The following is a 20730-nucleotide window of genomic DNA, read 5'->3' as shown; positions in this document are numbered from 1 at the left end:
CTACTGACCCTTCTCCTCGAGGGCGTCAACCTCGACAAGTGTCAACCTTCGTCAACCGGCCTGCTGCTAGCAAGACGGCGCGGGTTCCCGGTCCCGTTTTCATTGTTTATCCTCATGGGCCCCCGGGGTCACCCTCTCATCTGCACTATTCTTCGAAGGAACGTATGAATGCTCACTGGCAATTTGACTAAAGCCTCGGTGAAAAAGGCTATTGCCATCTATGAACGCGGCGAGCGGCCTTTCAAGTACACCACTCCACGGGCTTGGTATTTGGAGGCACCTGGTGGGCTTCTCTACCCTCTCAAGTACATTTATGCATTAGCCATCGGAAAACCTCCTGGCTCTTTCAACACATCGCACCCGCTTAGTGATCTACCGAAGCTCGGGTTTCAGGTTGTTCGCATGCCGAGAGACCTAGCTCAAGACTTCGAGAGGAAGGTGCGAGAATCGCTTAAGAATCCTAAGCAGCGGATGGCTCGCCTAGCCGTTGCTCCCCGAGTACCCAAACAAAAATTTGTTCAGGTCCGGGTGTTCGAACGCAATCCAGACGTTGTCGCGGAGGTACTGTCGAGGGCGAACGGCATCTGTGGTCTATGTGGCCGGGAGGCTCCGTTTCTCAGAAGGAAGGATCAGACGCCATACCTAGAGGTGCATCACAAGCAACGGCTGATTGATGGCGGAGACGATACGGTCGAAAATTCAGTCGCCGCTTGTCCGAACTGTCACAGGAAAGCCCATCACGGATGATCGCTATCTGGCGCATCCTACCCATAAAGATCCCGTATTGCTTGGTTACAGGCTCTGTGTGTGGTTCCTGTCTCCCCAGTGTTCAGAAGTCCATGACTGTCTACGAAACAACCAGCAAAGCCCTCCTAGTGCCGGCTCTGTGGTTTCTGGTTGTGCTGTTGGGGGGCGGGATGGCCCAGGCGGTGACTGGAGCCTTATCAATACAACACCTGCTATTTTTGCCCTGAAACCGGACTCTTGGCCCGCGCAATATTCCGATGGTTTTCACGCACCAGCCCAATGACGGTTTCGAAAACTGCCCGTGTCGTATCGCTAGGTAGGCCATATTGCCGGGACAGCTCAGTGAATCGTTCCAACTGGGCTGTTTCGCGCGCGTTGTCGACGGCGTCTGCGGCGTACATGGCCTTCAACTCACCGACCTTTTGAGTCACGGAAAACCGCTTCGCCAGCAAGGCAACTATCTGCTCGTCCAGAACATCCAGCTCTTCGCGATAAGCGCGAAGTGTTTCCCGAAAGGGAGGTAAGGGGGCTTCATCAGTCACGTTTGCTTCCCGAAGAAATAGAGATGCATGGATGTATGATCTTCAAGAGTGAAACGCTGAAAAATTCATGTCAACCCCGCGCGTTTGACGATTTTCATCCTGCTTACTCCGCAAGAAAACGCCTCACACCACGAACTCACCGAGGCAGATTTTCAATGAAACTGCCGAGCACGACCTCTCATACCTCTTCGAAACCCAATTTGGGATAACTCCTGCCCCGGTGTATTTCTTCAGGCTTTGAACCTCAAGGAATTCAACCCCCTCATGAATTCTCAACAGCGCTTCACTACCACCGGTACCGCCGAGTTCGGCAAATGCTCTACCCTCAACGCCTCTCTGTTCCGCGTAAACCCCGGTATTCCCTGTGACGATGCCCTGGCCCAGGCCTCCGTCCTCCTGGACTGCATCAACCGCCTGACCCTCCTCGGTGGTGCAGACGCCGCCGACGGAGCTCCCATCTGGGCAGCCCATTACCTGGGCGAGCAGGTCAAGGCGATCATCGATGATGTGGCGGTGGGACTACGGGATGGGCGAGGGCAGAGGTGATCTTCGATATTCGAAGCAGGCGGCGTTGCCAAAAACTTCATCGCTTCATGGTCCGCCAATCGAAACCCGTGGGAGCAAGCTTGGCGGTGCGCCGAACCGTCGCGAAGGGCCGCAGGGCGGCCCCAAAACCACCCAGCGCGGTCCCGGATCCAGTGACATTTCAGATTCCGCGCCGGGTAAATAGCATTTTATTAAGAAACTTCAGCCAAGCAGGTTTTGGGACCGCTGGCGCGCCCCTTCGCAAGCAAGCTCGCTCCCACAAGGGACAGAAATGTTCTCTACGCACAGCGCAAGGAGACCGGCCGAGCACTAGGACGCCTTACCGCCCAGCCACCAACCAAACCCCACCCACCAACATCCCCACCCCCAACACCGACGAAACCCCAACCCCACCCGTCCTCACCGCATCCACCCCCAACCCCACCACTAACTGACTCCCGACCAACAACGAAATCGTCGCCGCCGCCCCCAGCCGCTGGTACCCGCAGATACTGGCAAACACGAAAAACGACCCCAACACCCCGGGCAACACGCTCCAGTACCGCAACGCCCCGAACGCTTCCCCAAGCCCGGCCACCCCGGAGCGTCCGAGCAACAATCCGAGGAGGATGAAGAACCCCACCGCCGAGTTGACCAGCAAGGTAATCAACACCGTCGATACCCCGCTGGTGATCTGCACCATCAGCAGGTTCTGGATGACCAGTGCGGCCCCGGCGGCGATAAGCAGCGTAACGATCCAGGTCATGCCATCACTCCGGCGTGGCACGCGAGTCGAGGGTGAGCTGGAGAAACACCAGGTCGAGCCAGCTACCGAACTTGGCCCCCACTTGCCGCAGGTGACCCACCTGGTCGAAGCCGAGCTTTTCATGCAGGCGGATCGAGCCCAGATTGCCTGCTTCTATACCGGCGACCATGACGTGCTTGCCCAGCGCGCGGGCGCGTTCGATCAGGGCAAGCATCATCCCTTCGCCAAGCCCTTTGCCGCGCTGGTCGGCGCGGATGTAGACGGAGTGCTCGACCGTGTGCCGGTAGCCATCCCAGGCGCGCCAGTCGCCGAACGAGGCATAGCCGAGGACGTCATCCTGTTCATCGACCACCACCAGCACCGGGTAACCGGCGCGCTGGCGGTCGGCGAGCCAGGCGAGACGGTTGGCAGTGTCGACCAGGGTTTCGTTCCAGATCGCGGTGGAGTGGGCCACCGCGTCGTTATAGATGAGGGTGATGCCCGGGATGTCCCGGGGAGTCGCGTCGCGGGTGATCATGACAAGCTCCGTGCGTAACTATGGTGGATTTATGGTCCATCATAGTGGATTGCCAAGGCAAGCCGTCACCCGGTAAAAAAGATCAGCGGCTTTTCAACAGAGCAATCGCGTAGACGCACTCCAGCCCGCTGTCATTGCGAAACTCGCAATCCACCGGCGGCCCGAGTTCCAGGCAGTCGCCTTGATGCAGTTCATGCCGCACATCGCCTTCGATGAATACCAGTTCACCCTGCAGCACCCAGATCAGCTGGCGCTGGAAGGCATAGGCGGAGGCGGGCATGGGCACCTGCTTGCCGGCGGGAAGGGTGATCTGCAGAAGGTCCACGGGCAGGTCGGACTGCGGCGAGATGTGTCGGCGCAGATAGCCGGTTTCCGGGTCGCTCCAGGTGGGTTGGTCCTGGGCGCGAAGCAAGCGGCCCTGCTGGGTTTCGGCACGAGCGATCAGGCTGGAAATGCTCAGGCCGAAGGCGCCGGAGAGCTTGCCGAGCAAGTTGGCAGTGGGGCTGCTCTCGCCCCGTTCGACCTTGTGGATCATGGCCCGGGAAACGGAGGCGCGCTGCGAGAGTTCGGTGAGGGACCAGCCACGGCTTTCCCGTTCGGTACGGATACGGGCGCCAATGCGGGCATCGAGATCGTTTTCGGTGGTCATGGGGCGTCACTATAGTGGACGGCCTGTCGGCAACTCAACCTGAGCAGCCAGACAGGATCAGCAGCTATCCATACGGGTTTTCACCTCTTCGAAAGAAGATTCCAAAGAAATTTGTAACATTTAGAAATAACTTCATTCATCCCGCTGAGTGATAAGAAATTTCCTTCACCACCAAACCACCCGTCGGCTCAAGCCCACATGCCGCTTCGGTTTCACCTCGTGTTTCCGGGGGTTATCACTAAAGAATTAATACTAAGCGCGTGTACGAATTCTCCTGCATGGATCCAATTTTTTGGCTACAAGTTTCACCCCATATGGAACCTGTATTCGCCAAGGTCAGGCTGTTCGGCATGCAGTGTGTGTAGTTCCAGTGGGGGAGCACTTCTCGCTACGACACGCATTTACAGACGGATTTGCCTGATCCACGAAGGAGTCGCACGTGGACAGAAGATTCGTCAAAAAAGCCTTTACCACCCGTTTCGCACCCCTGCCTCTGGCCATCAGCCTGGCGGCGACGGGCATGCTTTCCAGTTTCTTCAGTTCCGATGCCTATGCGGTGTGCACCACCACCGGCGGCATTCTCACCACGTGCAGCGGCGCGACTGTTGGCAACCAGGCCTCGGCAACCAGCAACCTGACCTTCAACGTGCTGACCGGCGCGACCATCACGCCGACCCTGCCGGGCACCCCGGTGGTCAGCCTCACCGGCACCGGGATCACCGTCAACAACAGCGGGCGGATCGACCCGGCCCTGCTGGCCGGGTTGTCGGTGCTCACCACCGGCCTCAACGTCTCCAACGCCGCCGGCAGCACGGTGACGGTGCGCAACCTGTCAACCGGCGTGCTGATGGGCTCCACCCTGGCCTTGCCGGGCGGTCTGCTGGGCAGCCTGGCCGGCAACGCATTGATCATCGAGAACGGCGCCAACGGCAGCTCGACCTTCCAGAACGCCGGAACCGTCGGCAGCAATGTCCTGCTCGGGATCAGCCTGCCGCTCGAAGACGTGCCGGTAATCGCCATGCGCGGCGGCGCCAGGAACGTCCTGACCAACACCAGCACCGGCACCATCACCGGTCGGGTGGCAATGCAGGCCGTATCGATAGGCAGCCTTGGCAACACCTTCACCAACAACGGCACCATCAACGGTAGCGTTCACCTGGGGGCCGGCGGCCTGTCCAACAGCTTCTACGCCGGTACCGGGTCGTCGGTGAACAAGGGTAGCGGCGTTGCCCTGGACCTTGCGGGCATCATCAGCCTGGGCATCACCTATGCCGCCACCGGGTTCGTCAACGGCGGTACCCTCAACAACGGCAACACCCTGTACCTGCAACTGAACCCCGATGCCGGCCAGCCGGATACCGGCAGCATCAACGGCAGCAACTACCTCAACTTCAACAACCTGGTGGTCACTGGCGGTACCTGGTCGCTGACCAACCAGTTGTTCAGCGTCAGTGCGATCAGCCCGACCGTGCTGCTCAGCGGTGGCCTGCTCAACGTCGATAGCGCCGCACTGACCGACGCCAGCATCACAGCCAACGGTGGTGGCCTGGGCGCCGCGACTGCGGGGGCGACGGTGACCAGTGGCATCACCCTCGGCACCAACGGCCTGACCGTCACCACCGGTACCAATGCCCTGTCGCTGGGCGGCGTGCTCACCGGCAGTGGTGCCCTGACCAAGACCGGCACCGGTAACCTGACCCTCAGCGGCGCCAACAACTTCACCGGCGGCACCACCCTGGCGGGCGGCACCATCACTCTCGGTAACGTCGCAGGGCTCGGCACCCAGAGCCTCAACGTCACCGGTGCCAGCACCCTGGCGACCACGGGCGCGATGACGGTGACCAACGCCATCAACCTCAACGGCGCCAACCTCACGGTGAACAACATTGGCGCCACGACCCTCAGCGGCCTGATCAGCGGCACCGGCTCGCTGACCAAGTCCGGCACCGGCGACGACCTGACCCTGAGCAACGCCAACAGCTTTGGTGGCGGCCTGATCAGCAACGGCGGCAACCTGACCCTCAGCGGTGTCAACAGTTTCGCCGGCGGCCTGACCATCAACGCGGGCAACGTGACCCTGAGCGCGGCCAACGATGTCAGCGGCGGCCTGTTCCTCAACGGCGGCAAGCTGACCCTGGGCGCCCTCGGCGACATCGGCGCAGTGACCATCACCGCCGGTGCCGGCGGCACGGGGGCGCTGGATACCACCACCGCCCGGACCCTGAGCAACCTGGTCCAGCTCGATGGCAACCTGACCCTGACCGGCACCAGCAACCTGACCCTGTCGGGGAAAATCTCCGGCACCGGCGGCCTGAACAAGACCGGCAGCAGCACCCTGACCCTGAGCGGCGCCAACGACTTCACCGGCAACTCGACCCTCGGCGGCGGCACCCTGATATTGCAGAACAACACCGCCCTGGGCAGCGGCGCACTGAGCCTGACGGCCGACTCCAGCATGGACATCAGTGGCCTGAGCGTCGGCAACGCAATCAATCTGGCCACGCGCAACCTGAGTCTGAACAACGACACCGCCGCCACCCTGTCCGGTGCCCTCAGTGGCACCGGTGCGCTGACCAAGACCGGGGCGGGCGACCTGACCCTGAGTGGCAACAACTCAAGCCTGGTCAACAACTTCCTGCTGACCAACGGCAAGCTGATTCTCGACAACAATGCCGCGCTGGGCGGCAGCACCTTGCGCGCCTCGGCCAACACCACCCTGGACACCACCGCCGCACGGGCGATCAGCAACACCATCCAGTTGCTCGGCAACCTGACTATCGCCGGCAGCAACGACCTGACCCTGAACGGCTTCGTCACCAACAGCGGCGGCCTGACCAAGGAGGGCTCGGCGACCCTGACCCTCAATTCCGGCAACAACTACACCGGCGGCACCCGCCTGAACGCTGGCACCCTGGTGGTCGGTCACAACACCGCATTGGGTGGCGCCTCCAGCGCACTGATCGCCGCCGCCAACACCACCCTGGATGCCAACACCGCGGTCAGCCTGAACAACGCGGTCACCCTGGCCGGCAACCTGAACATCGGCGGCACCTCCGCCCTCGGCCTCAACGGCGTCATCAGCGGCGCCGGCGGCCTGACCAAGAACGGCACCGCCGACCTGATCCTCAACGGCAGCAACACCTACCAGGGCGATACCCTGCTCAACGCCGGGCGCCTGGTGGTGGGCAATGCCGGCGCGCTGGGGCAGGGCGGCCTGATCGCCGCCGCCGGCACCACCCTGGACGCCAATACCGCGGTCAACCTGGCCAACGCCATGACCCTGACTGGCGGGATGAACATCGGCGGGACTGCCGACCTGACCCTGAGCGGCGCGATCAACGGTGCTGGCAGCCTGATCAAGAACGGGGCTGCCAACCTGACCCTCAGCAACACCAACGGCTACCTCGGCAGCACCGTTCTCAACGGCGGTACCCTGACCCTGACCAACTCGGGTGCCATCAGCACTGGCGACCTGACCGTGGGTGGCATGGCCACCCTGACCGGCACTGCATCGCTGGTGCTGGCCAATGCCGTGCACCTGAATGCCGGGCTGACCCTGGCCGGCAACAACCCGACCACCCTGAATGGCGTGATCGACGGCAGCGGCAGTCTGACCAAGACCGGCAGCGGCACCCTGACCCTGGGGGCTGGTAACAGCTACGGCGGCGGCACCGTGCTCAGCGCCGGCACCCTGGTGCTGGGCGACGCCGCTGCATTGGGCAGCGGCACCCTGAGTACCGCAGCCGGCACTACCCTGGACACCACGGGGGCCTTCAGCGTCGTCAACAATCTCAGCGTGACCGGCCAGTTGAACATCGCCGGCAGCAACCCGCTGGCCCTGACCGGCAACATCAGCGGCAGCGGCGGCCTGAACAAGAACGGCGCCGGCAGCCTGACCCTGAGCGGCAACAACAACTTCCTCGGCGCGGTCAACCTCAATGCCGGCAGCCTGGTGGTCGGCAGCAACACCGCGCTGGGCAGCGGCATCCTCAATACCGCCGCCAATACCGCACTGGACGCCAGCACCGCAGTGTCCCTGGCCAACCAGCTCAACCTGGCCGGCAACCTCGGCATCGGCGGCAGTGCCAACCTAGCTCTGACCGGCCTGATTACCGGTGCCGGTGGCCTGACCAAGAACGGCACGGCCACCCTGACCCTGAACGGTGCCAACAACTACCAGGGCGGCACCGCGCTGAATGCCGGTGGCCTGGTCGTGGGCACCAACACGTCACTGGGCGGGGGAGCCCTGACCGTGTCCGCCCCCGCACTGCTGGACGCCAGCGCTGCGGTCAGCCTGGCCAACCAGGTCACGCTTAATGGCGACCTCACCGTCGGCGGCAGCAACAACCTGGGCCTCACCGGGGCCATCGGTGGTACCGGCGGCCTGATCAAGAACGGCGCTGCCACCCTGACCCTCGGCGCAGCCAACAACTACAGCGGCAGTACCCGGCTCAACGCCGGCGGCATCGTGGTCGGTACCTCCAGCTCGCTAGGCCAGGGCACCCTGATCGCAGCCGACGGCACCAGCCTCGACTCCACCACGGCAGTGAGCCTGGCCAATACCGTAAACCTCGCCGGTGCCTTGACCATCGGCGGCAGTGCCAACCTCGGCCTGACCGGCGTGATCAGTGATGTCACCGGCTCTGCCGGCAGCCTGATCAAGAACGGCAGCGGCACCCTGAGCCTGTCCGGCACCAGCACCTATACCGGCGGTACCCTGCTGAACGCCGGTAGTCTGAACCTCGGCAACTCGGCGGCCCTGGGCAGCGGCGACCTGACCGTCGGCGGCGCGGCCAGCCTGACCACCAGCGGCGCGCAGATCCTCGCCAATGCCGTGCACCTGAATGCCGGCCTGACCCTGCCAGGCAACACCAACCTGACCCTCAACGGCGTGATCGACGGCGCGGGCGGCCTGACCAAGTCCGGCACCGGCAGCGTGACCCTCAACGGCAACAACACCTACGGCGGCGGCACCTCCCTGCTCGGCGGTACCCTGGTGGTCGGCTCCAACACCGCCCTGGGCAGCGGCACCCTGACCACCAGCGCCGGCGCTTCGCTGGACGCGAACAAGGCGGTCAGCCTGGCCAACGCCGTGACCCTCGGCGGCAACCTCAACGTCCTCGGCAGCCGCGACCTCGCCCTGAGCGGCGACATCAGCGGCGCCGGTGGCCTGACCAAGAGCGGCGGCGCCACCCTGACCCTGTCGGGCAACAACAGCTTCCAGGGCCCGGTCAACCTCAGCGGCGGTACCCTCAGCCTGGGCAGCAACAACGCCCTCGGCCTCGGCGTGCTGAACGCCAGCGGCAGCGCCATTCTCCAGGCCGCTACCGCCGTCAGCATCAACAACCTGATCAACACCAGCGGCAACCTGGCGCTCGGTGGCAGCACCGATTTCGGCCTGAATGGCGTGATCTCGGGCACCGGCAGCCTGATCAAGCAAGGCAGTGCGACTGTCACCCTGAACGGTGCCAACACCTACAGCGGCGGCACCACCCTGGGTGGTGGCACCCTGCTGCTGGGCAACAGCCTTGCGTTGGGAAGCGGGGCGGTGACCGTCGCCGGCCCCAGCGCTATCGACAGCAACACGACAATCAACCTGGGTAACGCCATTCTCCTCAACGGCGCCCTGAGCCTCGGCGGCAGTGCCGAACAGACCCTCAGCGGTGTGATCAGCGGTGGCGGCAGCCTGACCGTCAACGGCCAGGCCAATCTCAACCTGACCGGGGTCAACACTTACACCGGCGGCACCCTGCTCAACGCCGGTACCCTGACCCTGGGCAATGCCGGGGCCATCGGCAGCGGTCGCCTGACCGTCACCGGTGCGTCGAACCTGAACACCAACTCGCCCTTCGCCCTGGGCAACAACGTCACCCTGGGGGCCAACCTCAACCTGACCGGCCATAGCGACCTGACCCTCAACGGCGTGATCGACGGTGCGGCCGGGCTGATCAAGAGCGGTGCCGGCAACCTGACCCTGAACGGCGTCAACAGCTATGTCGGCGGCACCGTACTGGCGGCCGGCAAGCTCACCCTTGGTAATGCCAATGCCCTGGGCAACGGCGCGCTGAGCGTCACTGGCGCAGCCACCCTGGACAACAGCGCGGCCTTCGCCCTGGGCAACGCTATTGCCCTGGGCGCCGACCTGACCCTGGCCGGCAACAACGCCCTCAACCTCGGCGGGGTGATCAGCGGTACCGGCGGCCTGATCAAGACCGGCAGCGCCGACCTGACCCTGAGCGGTGCCAACACCTTCAGCGGTGCGCTGGACGTCCTCGCCGGCAGCCTGACCACCCTGAACACCGGCTCCCTGGGCAATGTCTCCACCGTCAACGTCGCCAGTGGCGCGCTGCTCAACCTCGGTGCCAGTGGCAGTGTCGGTACCCTGGCCGGCAGCGGTTCGATCGCCCTGGGCAACAGCACCAGCCTGAGCGTCGGCACCGGCAACCTCAGCGGCCTGTTCAGCGGCGTGCTGTCGGGCAATGGCAGCCTGGTCAAACTTGGCAGCGGCAGCCTGGAACTGGCCGGCATCAACACCTACACCGGCAACACCCAGGTCAACGGCGGCGTGCTGAATATCAGCGGCGCCCTGGCCGGCGGCCAGGTCCAGGTCAACACTGGCGCGACCCTGACCGGCAGCGGCAGCATCGCCGGGCTGGTGAATATCGCCGATGGCGGTCATCTGGCCCTGAACAGCGGCTCGAAGCTCAGTGTCGGTTCGCTGACCCTCAACGGTAACTCCAATCTCGACGTCGGCCTCGGCTCGCCATCCACCGGCGGCAACGCACTGCTCTCGGTGGGCGGCAACCTGACCCTCGACGGCAACCTGAATGTCAGCGACATCGGCGGCTTCGGCGCCGGTATCTACCGCCTGATCGACTACACCGGCGTCCTCACCGACAACGGCCTGGTGATCGGCACGGTGCCAGGCAGCGTCCAGCCTGGCGACCTGCAACTGCAAACCGCGATCGGCGCACAGGTCAACCTGCTGGTGGGCGGCGCCAATGGCAGCGTGCTGTTCTGGGACGGCAGCAGCACCGTCAGCGACGGCGTGATCCAGGGCGGCAGCGGTACCTGGGATAGCACCAGCACCAACTGGACCACGGTCGACGGCACCGGCAACCGCGATTGGAGCAGCAACTTCGCGGTGTTCCAGACCCCTGCTGGCACGGTCACGGTCAATGGCACCCAAGCCCTGACCGGTATGCAGTTCACCGTCGATGGTTATGTCCTCAATGGCCCGGGTGCCCTGCAACTGGTCAACAACAGCAACGGCAACGCGACCTTCCGTGTCGACCCGAGCGCCACCGCGACCCTCAACGTCGGCCTGACCGGCAGCGGCGTACTGAACAAAGTGGACGCCGGTACCCTGGTACTGAACGGCGTCAACAGCTACACCGGTGGCACCTTGCTCAACGGCGGCACCCTGGTGCTCGGCAATGATGCTGCGCTGGGCAGCGGCACCCTGGTCACTGCGGCCAACACCACCCTGGACAGCAACACCGCCGTCACCCTGGCCAACAACGTCGGCACCCTCGGCGTGCTCAACCTGACCGGCAGCAATGCCCTGACCCTCAATGGCCAGGTAAGCGGCAGCGGCAGCCTGGTGAAAAACGGTGCAGGCACCCTCACTCTGAACGGTGCCAATGGCTACACCGGCGGTACCACGATCAATGCCGGCGCCCTGGTGCTGGGCAACAACAGCGCACTGGGCAGTGGCACCCTGCACGTGGCTGGCGCAGGCATCAGCCTGGACAACAACCCGGCGCTGACCCTGGCCAACGCCATCGACCTCGGCAACAGCCTGACCCTGCTCGGCACCAGCGACCTGACCCTCGGCGGCGTGATCAGCGGTGCCGGCGGCCTGGTCAAGAATGGCGCAGGCAACCTGACCCTCAACGGTCTCAATACCTATGGCGGCGGCACCACCCTGGCCGCCGGCACCCTGACCCTCGGCAACGGTGGGGCACTGGGCAGCGGCGCACTGAACATCACCGGCGCCTCCAGCCTGAACAGCGGCAGCACCGTGGCCCTGGGCAATGCCATCAACCTTGGCGCCGACCTGACCCTGCCGGGCACTGCCAACCTCACCCTGAATGGCGTGATCGGCGGCAGCGCCGGCCTGAACAAGACCGGCAGCGGCGTGCTCGCCCTCAACGGCAACAACACCTACCAGGGCGCGACCACTCTCGCTGGCGGCACCCTGGTGGTGGGCAGCAACACCTCCCTGGGCACCAGCCACCTGACTGCCGCCGATGGCACCGCCCTGGACAGCAGCGCTGCACTCAGCCTGGCCAATGACATGACCCTGCTCGGAGGCCTGAGCGTCCTCGGCAGCAACAACCTGACCCTCACCGGCACCCTCGATGGCGCAGGTGGCCTGGGCAAGACCGGCGCGGGCGTGCTGACCCTCAGCGGCAACAACACCAACACCGGCGATACCACGCTGAGCGGTGGCACCCTGGTACTCGGTAGCAATACCGCGCTGGGCACGGGCAGCCTCAACACTGCCGATGGCGTGACCCTTGGCACCCTCGGCACGACCCTGCTGAGCAACGCCCTCAACCTGAGCGGCAACCTCAACCTCACCGGTACTTCCGACCTGACCCTGGCCGGCGTGGTGAGTGGTGTGGGCGGCCTGACCAAGAATGGCGCGGGCAACCTGATCCTGACCGGGGTCAACGGCTACACCGGCCCGACCAACCTCAACAGCGGCACTCTGACCGTCGGCAACGATGCGGCGATCGGCAGCGGTGCCCTGAATGTTGGCGGCGCCTCGACCCTGGCTGGCACCACCACCTTCAACCTGGGCAACGCCATCAACCTCGCTGCGTTGCTGACCCTCGACGGCAGCAACGACATCACCCTGAACGGCACCATCGCCGGCAGCGGCGCGCTACTGAAAACCGGCGCGGGTACCCTGACCCTCAATGGCGCCAGCAACTACAGCGGCGGCACCGGCCTGGCGGATGGCACCCTGCTGCTGGGCAACAACGACGCGCTGGGCAGTGGCGCCCTGAACATCACCGGGGCGGGGACCTTCCTCGACGCCGCCAACAACAGTGGCATCGCCGTGGCCAACGCGATCGCCCTGGGTGGCAACACCCTGACCCTGAGCGGCAGCAACAATCTGGCCCTGAACGGCAACATCACCGGCACCGGCAGCCTGCTCAAGAGCGGCCTGGCCAACCTGACCCTGGGTGGCAACAACACCTTCAGCGGTGGCGTGCGCCTGAATGCCGGCACCCTGGTCCTGGCCTCTGCCAGCGGCCTGGGCAGTGGCGCCCTGACCGCAGCCGGCGGCCTGCTCAACAACACGGTCGCGGCCAACCTGAACAACGCCGTGCACCTGCTCGGCACCCTGACCCTGAACGGTGCCCAGAACCTGGCCCTCAACGGCGTGATCGACGGCGCCGGCAACCTGGCCAAGACCGGCACCGGCAACCTGCTCCTGGCCGGCAACAACACCTACAGCGGCAATACCTTCCTGCTCGGCGGCAACACCACCGTTGGCAGCAACACTGCATTTGGCACTGGTAGCGTCACGACGGGCACTGCGGGCCTCGACAGCAACGCTGCGCTGACCCTGGCCAACAACTTCAGCCTGCTCGGCGTGCTGACCGTTGGCGGCACTGCCGACCTGACCCTGGCCGGCACCCTCGGTGGCAGCGGCGGCGGCCTGGTCAAGAACGGCGCGAGCACCCTGACCCTGCTTGGCAGCAACGCCTACACCAACGGCACCGTGCTCAATGCCGGCACCCTGGCCGTCGGCCAGAACGGCTCGCTGGGCACCGGCGGCCTGACCGTCGGCGGTGCGTCCACCCTGACTGCGGTCAACAACGGTGTAGCCCTGGGCAATAACATCACCCTGAACAGCGGCCTGACCGTTACCGGCGCCAACAACCTGACCCTGGGTGGCACTGTCAGCGGCGGCTCCGGCCTGACCAAGACCGGCAGCGGCACCCTGACCCTGAACGGCACCAACACCTACAGCGGCGGCACCACGCTCGATGGAGGTTCGGTGGTGCTGGGCAACGACGCTGCGCTGGGTACCGGCGCCGTCACCGCCAATGCTGCGACCACCCTGGTCGCCAACCAGTCGCGCAACGTATTCAACGACATCGCGATCAACGGCGAGCTGACCGTCGCAGCCAACAACTCGTTCACCAGCTTCGGCCAGATCAGCGGCAGCGGCACCCTCAACAAGACCGGCAACGATGAACTGCTGCTGCTCGGCAACAACTCGTTCAACGGCGACCTGAACCTGCTCGGTGGCTATATCACTTCGGTGAACTCCAGCGCGCTGGGCAGCCTGGCCTCCGCCTACCTGGCGTCCGGCACCGTGCTGAACTCTGGCGGCAACCTGTCGATCGGCAGCCTGACCGGCCCCGGTATCGCCAACCTGTCCGTCAACACCGTGCTGTCCCTCGGTGGCGACAACACCGACAGCGTGTTCGACGGCCAGGTGACCGGTAACGGCGGCCTGAACAAGGTTGGCAGCGGGACCTTGACCTTGTCCGGCAACAGCACCAACAGCGCGCTGAACCAGGTCACCGCCGGTACCCTGAATGTCACCGGTACCCTCGGGCCAACCGGCGGTGCCGGCCTGAACGTCGCCGCGGGTGCGAGCGTGACCGGTAGCGGCACCATCAACGGCACCACCACCATCGCCGATGGCGGTCATCTGGTGGGCACCACCGGGCAGGTCCTGACCATGAGCAACCTGGTGCTGTCGGCTAACAGCATCACCGACGTCAACCTGGGCTCGCCGCTTGCCGGCGGCACCGCGCTGTTCGACGTCAGCGGCAACATGATCCTGGCGGGCACGCTCAACGTCTACGACGCCGGTACCTTCGGCAACGGTGTCTACCGGCTGTTCAACTACGGCGGCATCCTGAGCAACCAGGGCGTGACCTTCGGCGACGTGCCCAATGGCGCCACCGCCCTCAACCTGACCCTCCAGGCCGCCAACGGCCAGGTCAACATGGTGGTGTTCTCGACGAACCTGCTGATGCAGTTCTGGGACGGCAGCGACACCAGCGACAACGGCCTGGTCGAAGGTGGCAGCGGCACCTGGAACAGCACCACCAACAACTGGGTCGAGTTTGACGGCTACAGCAACGACAACTGGCTGAACCAGTTTGCGGTGTTCCAGGGCGCGACCGGCACGGTCACCGTCGATGGCGAGCAGACCACCACCGGCATGCAGTTCATGACCGACGGCTACCAGCTGGTCTCGGGTAACGACGGCTCGCTGAACATCACCAACCGCAACGGCACCTACTTCGCCGTGCGTACCGATGCCGGCGTTACTGCAACCTTCGACCTGCCACTGACCGGCGACGGCACCCTGAACAAACTGGACGTCGGCACCCTGGTGCTCAACGGCCTCAACAGCTACACCGGCGGCACTACCCTGAGCAACGGCACCATCGTCCTCGGCAGCGACAGCGCCCTGGGTACCGGTGCACTGAGCGCCGCCGCCGGCACCACGCTGGACAGCAACAAGGCGGTGACCCTGGGCAACGCGGTCAGCACCGCCGGCGCGCTGACCCTGGCCGGCAGCAACGACCTGACCCTCAACGGCGTGGTCAGTGGCAGCGGCAGCCTGGTCAAGGCGGGCAACGGCATCCTGACCTTGGGCAATGCCAACACCTTCTTCGGTGGGCTCAACCTGAACGCCGGGCGCCTGGTGCTGGGCAACGATGCATCGCTTGGCGCTGGTGCGTTGACCATCGCCAACGGCACTTCGTTGGATACCCTCGGCACGGTGGCCGTGGCCAATACCATCAACCTGAACGGCAACCTGCTCAATGTCGGCAGCAATGACCTGACCCTGAATGGTCCGGTCAACGGCACCGGTAGCCTGACCAAGGCCGGCACCGGCACCCTGAGCCTGAATGGCGTCAATGCCTTCAGCGGTGGCCTCAATCTCAACGCCGGCAAGCTGCGCCTGGGCAACGCTGGCGCGTTGGGCAGCGGCAACCTGATCGTCGGCGGTGCCGCCGAGCTGGATACCAGCAGTGCCCTGGCCGTGGCCAACAACGTGCTGTTGAGCCTCCCGGGTTCGGAACTGACCCTGGACGGCAGCAACGACCTGACCCTCAACGGCGTGATCAGCGGTGATGGTCGCCTGATCAAGAACGGCTTCGCTCGTCTGGCCTTGAATGGCGTCAACACCTTCGTCGGCGGGCTGACCGTCAACAGCGGCGACCTGTCCGTGGGCAACGCCCTGGCACTGGGCAGCGGCCAGTTGAGCATTACCGGTGCCACGCAACTGAGCAGCACCAGCGCCCTGACCCTGGCCAACGACATCGATGTCAGCGGCACACTGTCGGTGGCCGGCAACAACGACCTGACCCTCAACGGCGTGCTCAGCGGCAACGGCACCCTGAACAAGGACGGCTTGAACAACCTGACCCTCGGCGGCAACAACACCTTCGCCGGTATCCTCAACATCCTGTCCGGCACCCTCCGCACCACCAACAGCGGCGCCCTGGGCAACCCTGCGCAGATCAACCTGAGCAACGGTGCCAACCTCGACCTCGGCGGCAGCCTGGCCCTCGGCAACCTGGCCGGTACTGGCGGGGTGGCAGTGGAAAGTGGCAACACCCTGTCGGTGGGCGGCGGTACCTTCGCCGGCGACCTGAGCGGTAGCGGCAACCTAGACAAGACCGGCACCGATACCCTGACCCTCACCGGCACCAACACCATCACCGGCGCGACCACCGTCAGCGGTGGCAGCCTGGTGGTCGATGGCAGCCTGGCCAGCAGCACGGTCAGCGTCAGCAACAACACCATCCTCAGCGGCAGCGGCGATCTTGCCGGCGCGGTCACCGTCGCCAACGGCGGTAACCTGAACGTGCAGGCCGGCAACACCCTCAACGTCGGTTCGCTGGTGCTGGACAGCACCTCCAACCTCAATGCGTCCCTCGGCGTGGCCCTGGCGGGCGATCCGGCGCTGCTCAGCGTCGCCGGCGACCTGACTCTGGACGGCAATCTCAACGTCACCGATATCGGCGGCTTCGGTGCCGGTGTCTACCGCCTCGCCGGCTACGGCGGCAGCCTGACCAACAACGGCCTGACCATCAACACCCTGCCGGGCGGCATCAATGCCAGCGACGTGCTGGTGCAGACTGCGGTCAGCAACCAGGTCAACCTGGTGGTCGGTGGTAACAGCACCGTGCTGTTCTGGGACGGCAGCCAGACCGCCGGCAACGGTTCGGTGGACGGCGGCTTCGGTGTCTGGGACAGCACCAACACCAACTGGAGCAGTGCCGACGGTTCGCTCAACCAGGCCTGGAACAACACCTTCGCGGTGTTCCAGGGCAACGGTGGCACCGTCACCGTCAACGGCAGCCACGCCATCACCGGCCTGCAGTTCGCCGGCAATGGCTACACCCTCAATGGCGGGGTCGGCGGCGAGCTGCTGACCAGCGCCGGAGCCACCACCGTGCGGGTCGACACCGGCAACACCGGGACCCTGGGCGTCGCCATCAACGGCGCCGGAACCCTGACCAAGGTCGACGGCGGCACCCTGGTGCTCAACGGCAGCAATGGCTACACCGGTGGTACCGCGCTCAACGGCGGCACCCTGGTGGTCGGCAACAACGCGGCCCTGGGCAGCGGCGACCTGACCGCTGCGGCCGGCACCACCCTGGACAGCAACACTGCGGTGACCCTGGCCAACAACACCGTGCTCAACGGTGGCCTGAGCATCGGCGGCAGCAACGCCCTGACCCTCGATGGCGTGGTCAGCGGCAGCGGCAGCCTGACCAAGAATGGCAGCGCCAACCTGACCCTCAACGGCGCCAACACCTACGGCGGCGGTACCGTGCTCAACGGCGGCAGCCTGACCCTGGGCAACAACGGCGCCCTGGGCAGCGGCGGCCTGAACGTGGGCGGCAACGCGCTGCTGGACAGCACCGGCGCGCTGCTGCTGGGCAACGGCATCAACCTGGGAGCGCAACTGACCCTGGCCGGCAACCAGGACACCACCCTCAGTGGCGTCATCACCGGCAGCGGCAGCCTGGTCAAGAACGGCAACGGGTCGCTGGTGCTGAGCGGCGCCAACAACTACAGCGGCGGTACCACCATCAACGCGGGCAGCGTGACCGGCGATACCACCAGCCTGCAGGGTGCGATCCTCAACAACGGCGCGCTGACCTTCCAGCAGAATGCCGATGGCACCTACAGCGGCAACCTGACCGGTTCGGGCACCCTGACCAAGTCCGGTACCGGCCAACTGCTGCTCACCGGCACCAGCGGCTTTACCGGCAACACCCTGGTCAGCAGCGGCAGCCTGGTGAACAACGGCACCCTGGCCAGCGCCAACGTGCAGGTTGCCAGCGGCGCCAGCCTCGGTGGCAGCGGTACCTACAGCGGTACCGTCACCATTGCCGATGGCGCGACCCTTAACGCGGGTTCGGCGACCGCGCCGCTGACCGTGGGCAACCTCAACCTGTCCTCGGGCAGCATCCTGAACTACGCCCTCGGCGCGCCGGACAGCTCCACCACCCTGGTGGCGGTGAACGGCAACCTGGTCCTCGACGGTACGCTGAACATCAGCAATGCCGGCGGCTTCGGTCTGGGTGTGTACCAGCTGTTCACCTACGGCGGCAGCGTCACCGACAACGGCCTGGTCTACGGCACCCTGCCAGCGGGCGTGCTGCCGGCAGACCTGACCCTGCAGACCTCCATCGCCAACCAGATCAACCTGGTGGTGGGCAGCGACACCGCCCTGCAGTTCTGGAACGGCAGCAAGACCACCGCCGACGGCACCATCAGCGGCGGCGATGGCGTCTGGGGCGCGGGCAGCACCAACTGGACCAACACCACCGGCACTACCAGCGCCGCCTGGGACAACCAGTTCGCGGTATTCGGCGGCACCGCCGGCACTGTCACCGTGCAAGGCCAGCAGTCCTTCACCGGCATGCAGTTCCTCACCGACGGTTATCAGCTGAGCGGTGGCACCCTGGCAGCGATCAATGCCACCGACGGCACCCTTGCGGCGGTCCGCGTCGGCACTGGCAGCGCGACCATTTCCGCGGCACTGGTGGGGACGGGTGGCATCGAGAAACTGGACGCCGGCACCCTGGTGCTAACCGGTGCCAACACCTACACCGGTGGCACCACCGTCAGCGGCGGTACCTTGCAAGGCAACACCACCAGCCTGCAGGGCAATATCACCAACAATGCCAATCTGGTCTTCGATCAGGACTCCAGTGGTCAATTCAGCGGCATCCTCGCCGGCACCGGCAGCATCGCCAAGGAAGGCAGCGGGGATCTGCTGATCGTCGGCAGCCAGCCGTTCAACGGCACCTTCGCCCTGAACCAGGGCACCCTGACCGTCGGCAACGCCGCCAACCCGGGTACCGTGTTCGGCGCCCAGGTCACCGTCGGGGCCAATACCGCCCTGACCGGTACCGGCAGCGTCGGTTCGCTGGTCAACAACGGCACCGTGGTCACCGGCACCAACGGCGGCATCCTGTCGGTGGCGGGCAACTTCAGCAACGCCGGCACCCTGGTGATCGCCCTGGCACCGAGCCTGACCAACTACCTCAACGTAGGTGGTACGGCGAACCTGGGTGGCGAGCTGAATGTGGCCAACCTCGGCTCGTACAGCGGTGACACCCAGTACACCCTGGTCTCGGCCACCGGTGGCGTCAGCGGTACCTTTGCCAGCAACAACCTGGAAAGCCTGGCGTTCCTTGACACCACGGTGAACTACGGCGCCAACGCGGTGACCCTGGATGTGGCGCGCAACGGCACGGCCTTCGCCAGCGTCGCGCAGACCAGCAACCAGCGTGCCGTGGCCACGGCCCTGGACAGCGCTGCGGCGCCGGCCAGCCTGCGCAACACCATCATCAGCTCCAGCACCGACACGGCCGTGGCGGCCTTCGAAAGCCTGTCCGGCGAGGTCTACGCCAGCACCGCCACGGTGCTGATCGAGGACTCGCGCTACATCCGCGACGCGGTCAACGACCGCATGCGCCAGGCCGGCTGCAGTGACGAGCAGGATCCGCGCAACACCCTGGCACCGACCAGCAACCAGCAGACCACCGGTCGCGGTTGCAGCGGCGAGGGCGTGGGCTGGATCCGTGCGGTGGGCGGCTGGGGTGATTTCGATGGCGGCCACAACGCGGCCAATATCGATCGCGACCTGTCCGGTTTCCTGATCGGTTTCGACAACAACCTCAACGACCAATGGCGCGCCGGTATCGCTGCCGGCTACACCAACAGCAGCATCAACGCCAAGGGCAAGGGCCAGGACGCTTCGGTGGACAGCTACCACCTGGCGACCTACCTGAGCTACCAGATGGACGCCTTCGCCGCCCGTCTTGGCGCCGGCTACACCTGGCATGACATCGACAGCAAGCGCTATGTGCAGGCTGGCGACTACAACGAGCGCCTGAAGTCCAGCTACAAGGCGCGCACTGCCCAGGTGTTCGGCGAAGTGGGCTACGCCATCGACGCCAACGGCGTGGCGCTGGAACCGTTCGCCGGGCTGGCCTACGTCAACCACGACAGCGACAAGGCGCGTGAAAAAGGCGGGGCAGGGCGCCTGGAAGCCAGCACCGATCAGGACGTGGTGTTCTCCACCGTGGGCCTGCGGGTCGGCAAGTCGTTCACCCTGGACAACGGTGCCACCCTCACTCCGCGCGGCAGCATCGGCTGGCGCCATGCCTTCGGCGACACCAAGCCGGATGCCGATTTGCGCTTCGTAGAGGGCGGTGCCGGGTTCAGCAACTCGGGCGTGCCGATTGCACGGGATGCCGCGGTGGTCGAGGCGGGCGTGGACCTGAGCGTTGGCCAGAAGGGCAAGCTGGGCCTGGGTTACTCCGGCCAGCTGGCCAGCGAGAGCCGCGACAACGCGGTGACCGTGAGCTTCAGCCTGGAGTTCTGATCCAGGCATTTGGGGCCGCTCTGCGGCCCATCGCTGGCAAGCCAGCTCCCACAGGTTCGGTGTATGCAATACCTGTGGGAG

7 protein-coding genes are annotated in these 20730 nt (G+C 65.1%); 3 read left to right on the top strand and 4 right to left on the bottom strand.

Annotated elements, in window-relative coordinates:
- The first annotated feature begins 168 nt into the window (after window positions 1-168).
- Entirely contained in the window at window positions 169-747 is a 579-nt protein-coding gene (locus tag ACODSK_RS20935; RefSeq protein WP_261218805.1) for an HNH endonuclease, read from the top strand.
- Window positions 748-959: 212 nt separating this feature from the next.
- Here the strand turns inward: ACODSK_RS20935 and ACODSK_RS20930 are convergent, their stop codons facing one another.
- Complete coding sequence (locus ACODSK_RS20930; protein ID WP_489018837.1) at window positions 960-1289, bottom strand: chorismate mutase; 330 nt, start codon at window positions 1287-1289, stop codon at window positions 960-962.
- A gap of 264 nt (window positions 1290-1553) precedes the next feature.
- Between ACODSK_RS20930 and ACODSK_RS20925 the strand changes: the two genes are divergently transcribed.
- Complete coding sequence (locus tag ACODSK_RS20925) at window positions 1554-1835, top strand: DUF3077 domain-containing protein (RefSeq protein WP_489018836.1); 282 nt, start codon at window positions 1554-1556, stop codon at window positions 1833-1835.
- 319 nt (window positions 1836-2154) lie between these two features.
- Here the strand turns inward: ACODSK_RS20925 and ACODSK_RS20920 are convergent, their stop codons facing one another.
- The 3 genes from ACODSK_RS20920 to ACODSK_RS20910 all read right to left on the bottom strand — a co-directional run bounded on the left by ACODSK_RS20920 (window position 2155) and on the right by ACODSK_RS20910 (window position 3746).
- A complete protein-coding gene (locus tag ACODSK_RS20920) occupies window positions 2155-2580 on the bottom strand; it encodes a DMT family transporter (RefSeq protein WP_489018835.1) in 426 nt (141 codons plus the stop codon).
- A 4-nt stretch (window positions 2581-2584) separates the two neighbouring features.
- On the bottom strand, window positions 2585-3097 hold the full coding sequence (locus tag ACODSK_RS20915; RefSeq protein ID WP_489018833.1) for a GNAT family N-acetyltransferase: 513 nt from the start codon (window positions 3095-3097) through the stop codon (window positions 2585-2587).
- A gap of 82 nt (window positions 3098-3179) precedes the next feature.
- Window positions 3180-3746, bottom strand: a complete 567-nt coding sequence (locus ACODSK_RS20910; RefSeq protein WP_489018832.1) for a helix-turn-helix domain-containing protein — start codon at window positions 3744-3746, stop codon at window positions 3180-3182.
- Between the two features lie 439 nt (window positions 3747-4185).
- Here ACODSK_RS20910 and ACODSK_RS20905 point away from each other — a divergent pair, with 439 nt between their 5' ends.
- Complete coding sequence (locus ACODSK_RS20905; protein ID WP_489018831.1) at window positions 4186-20649, top strand: autotransporter-associated beta strand repeat-containing protein; 16464 nt, start codon at window positions 4186-4188, stop codon at window positions 20647-20649.
- Window positions 20650-20730: the final 81 nt, after the last annotated feature.

This window comes from Pseudomonas sp. FG98 (assembly GCF_057808595.1).
This window is presented reverse-complemented; position numbering and strand designations above follow the sequence as displayed.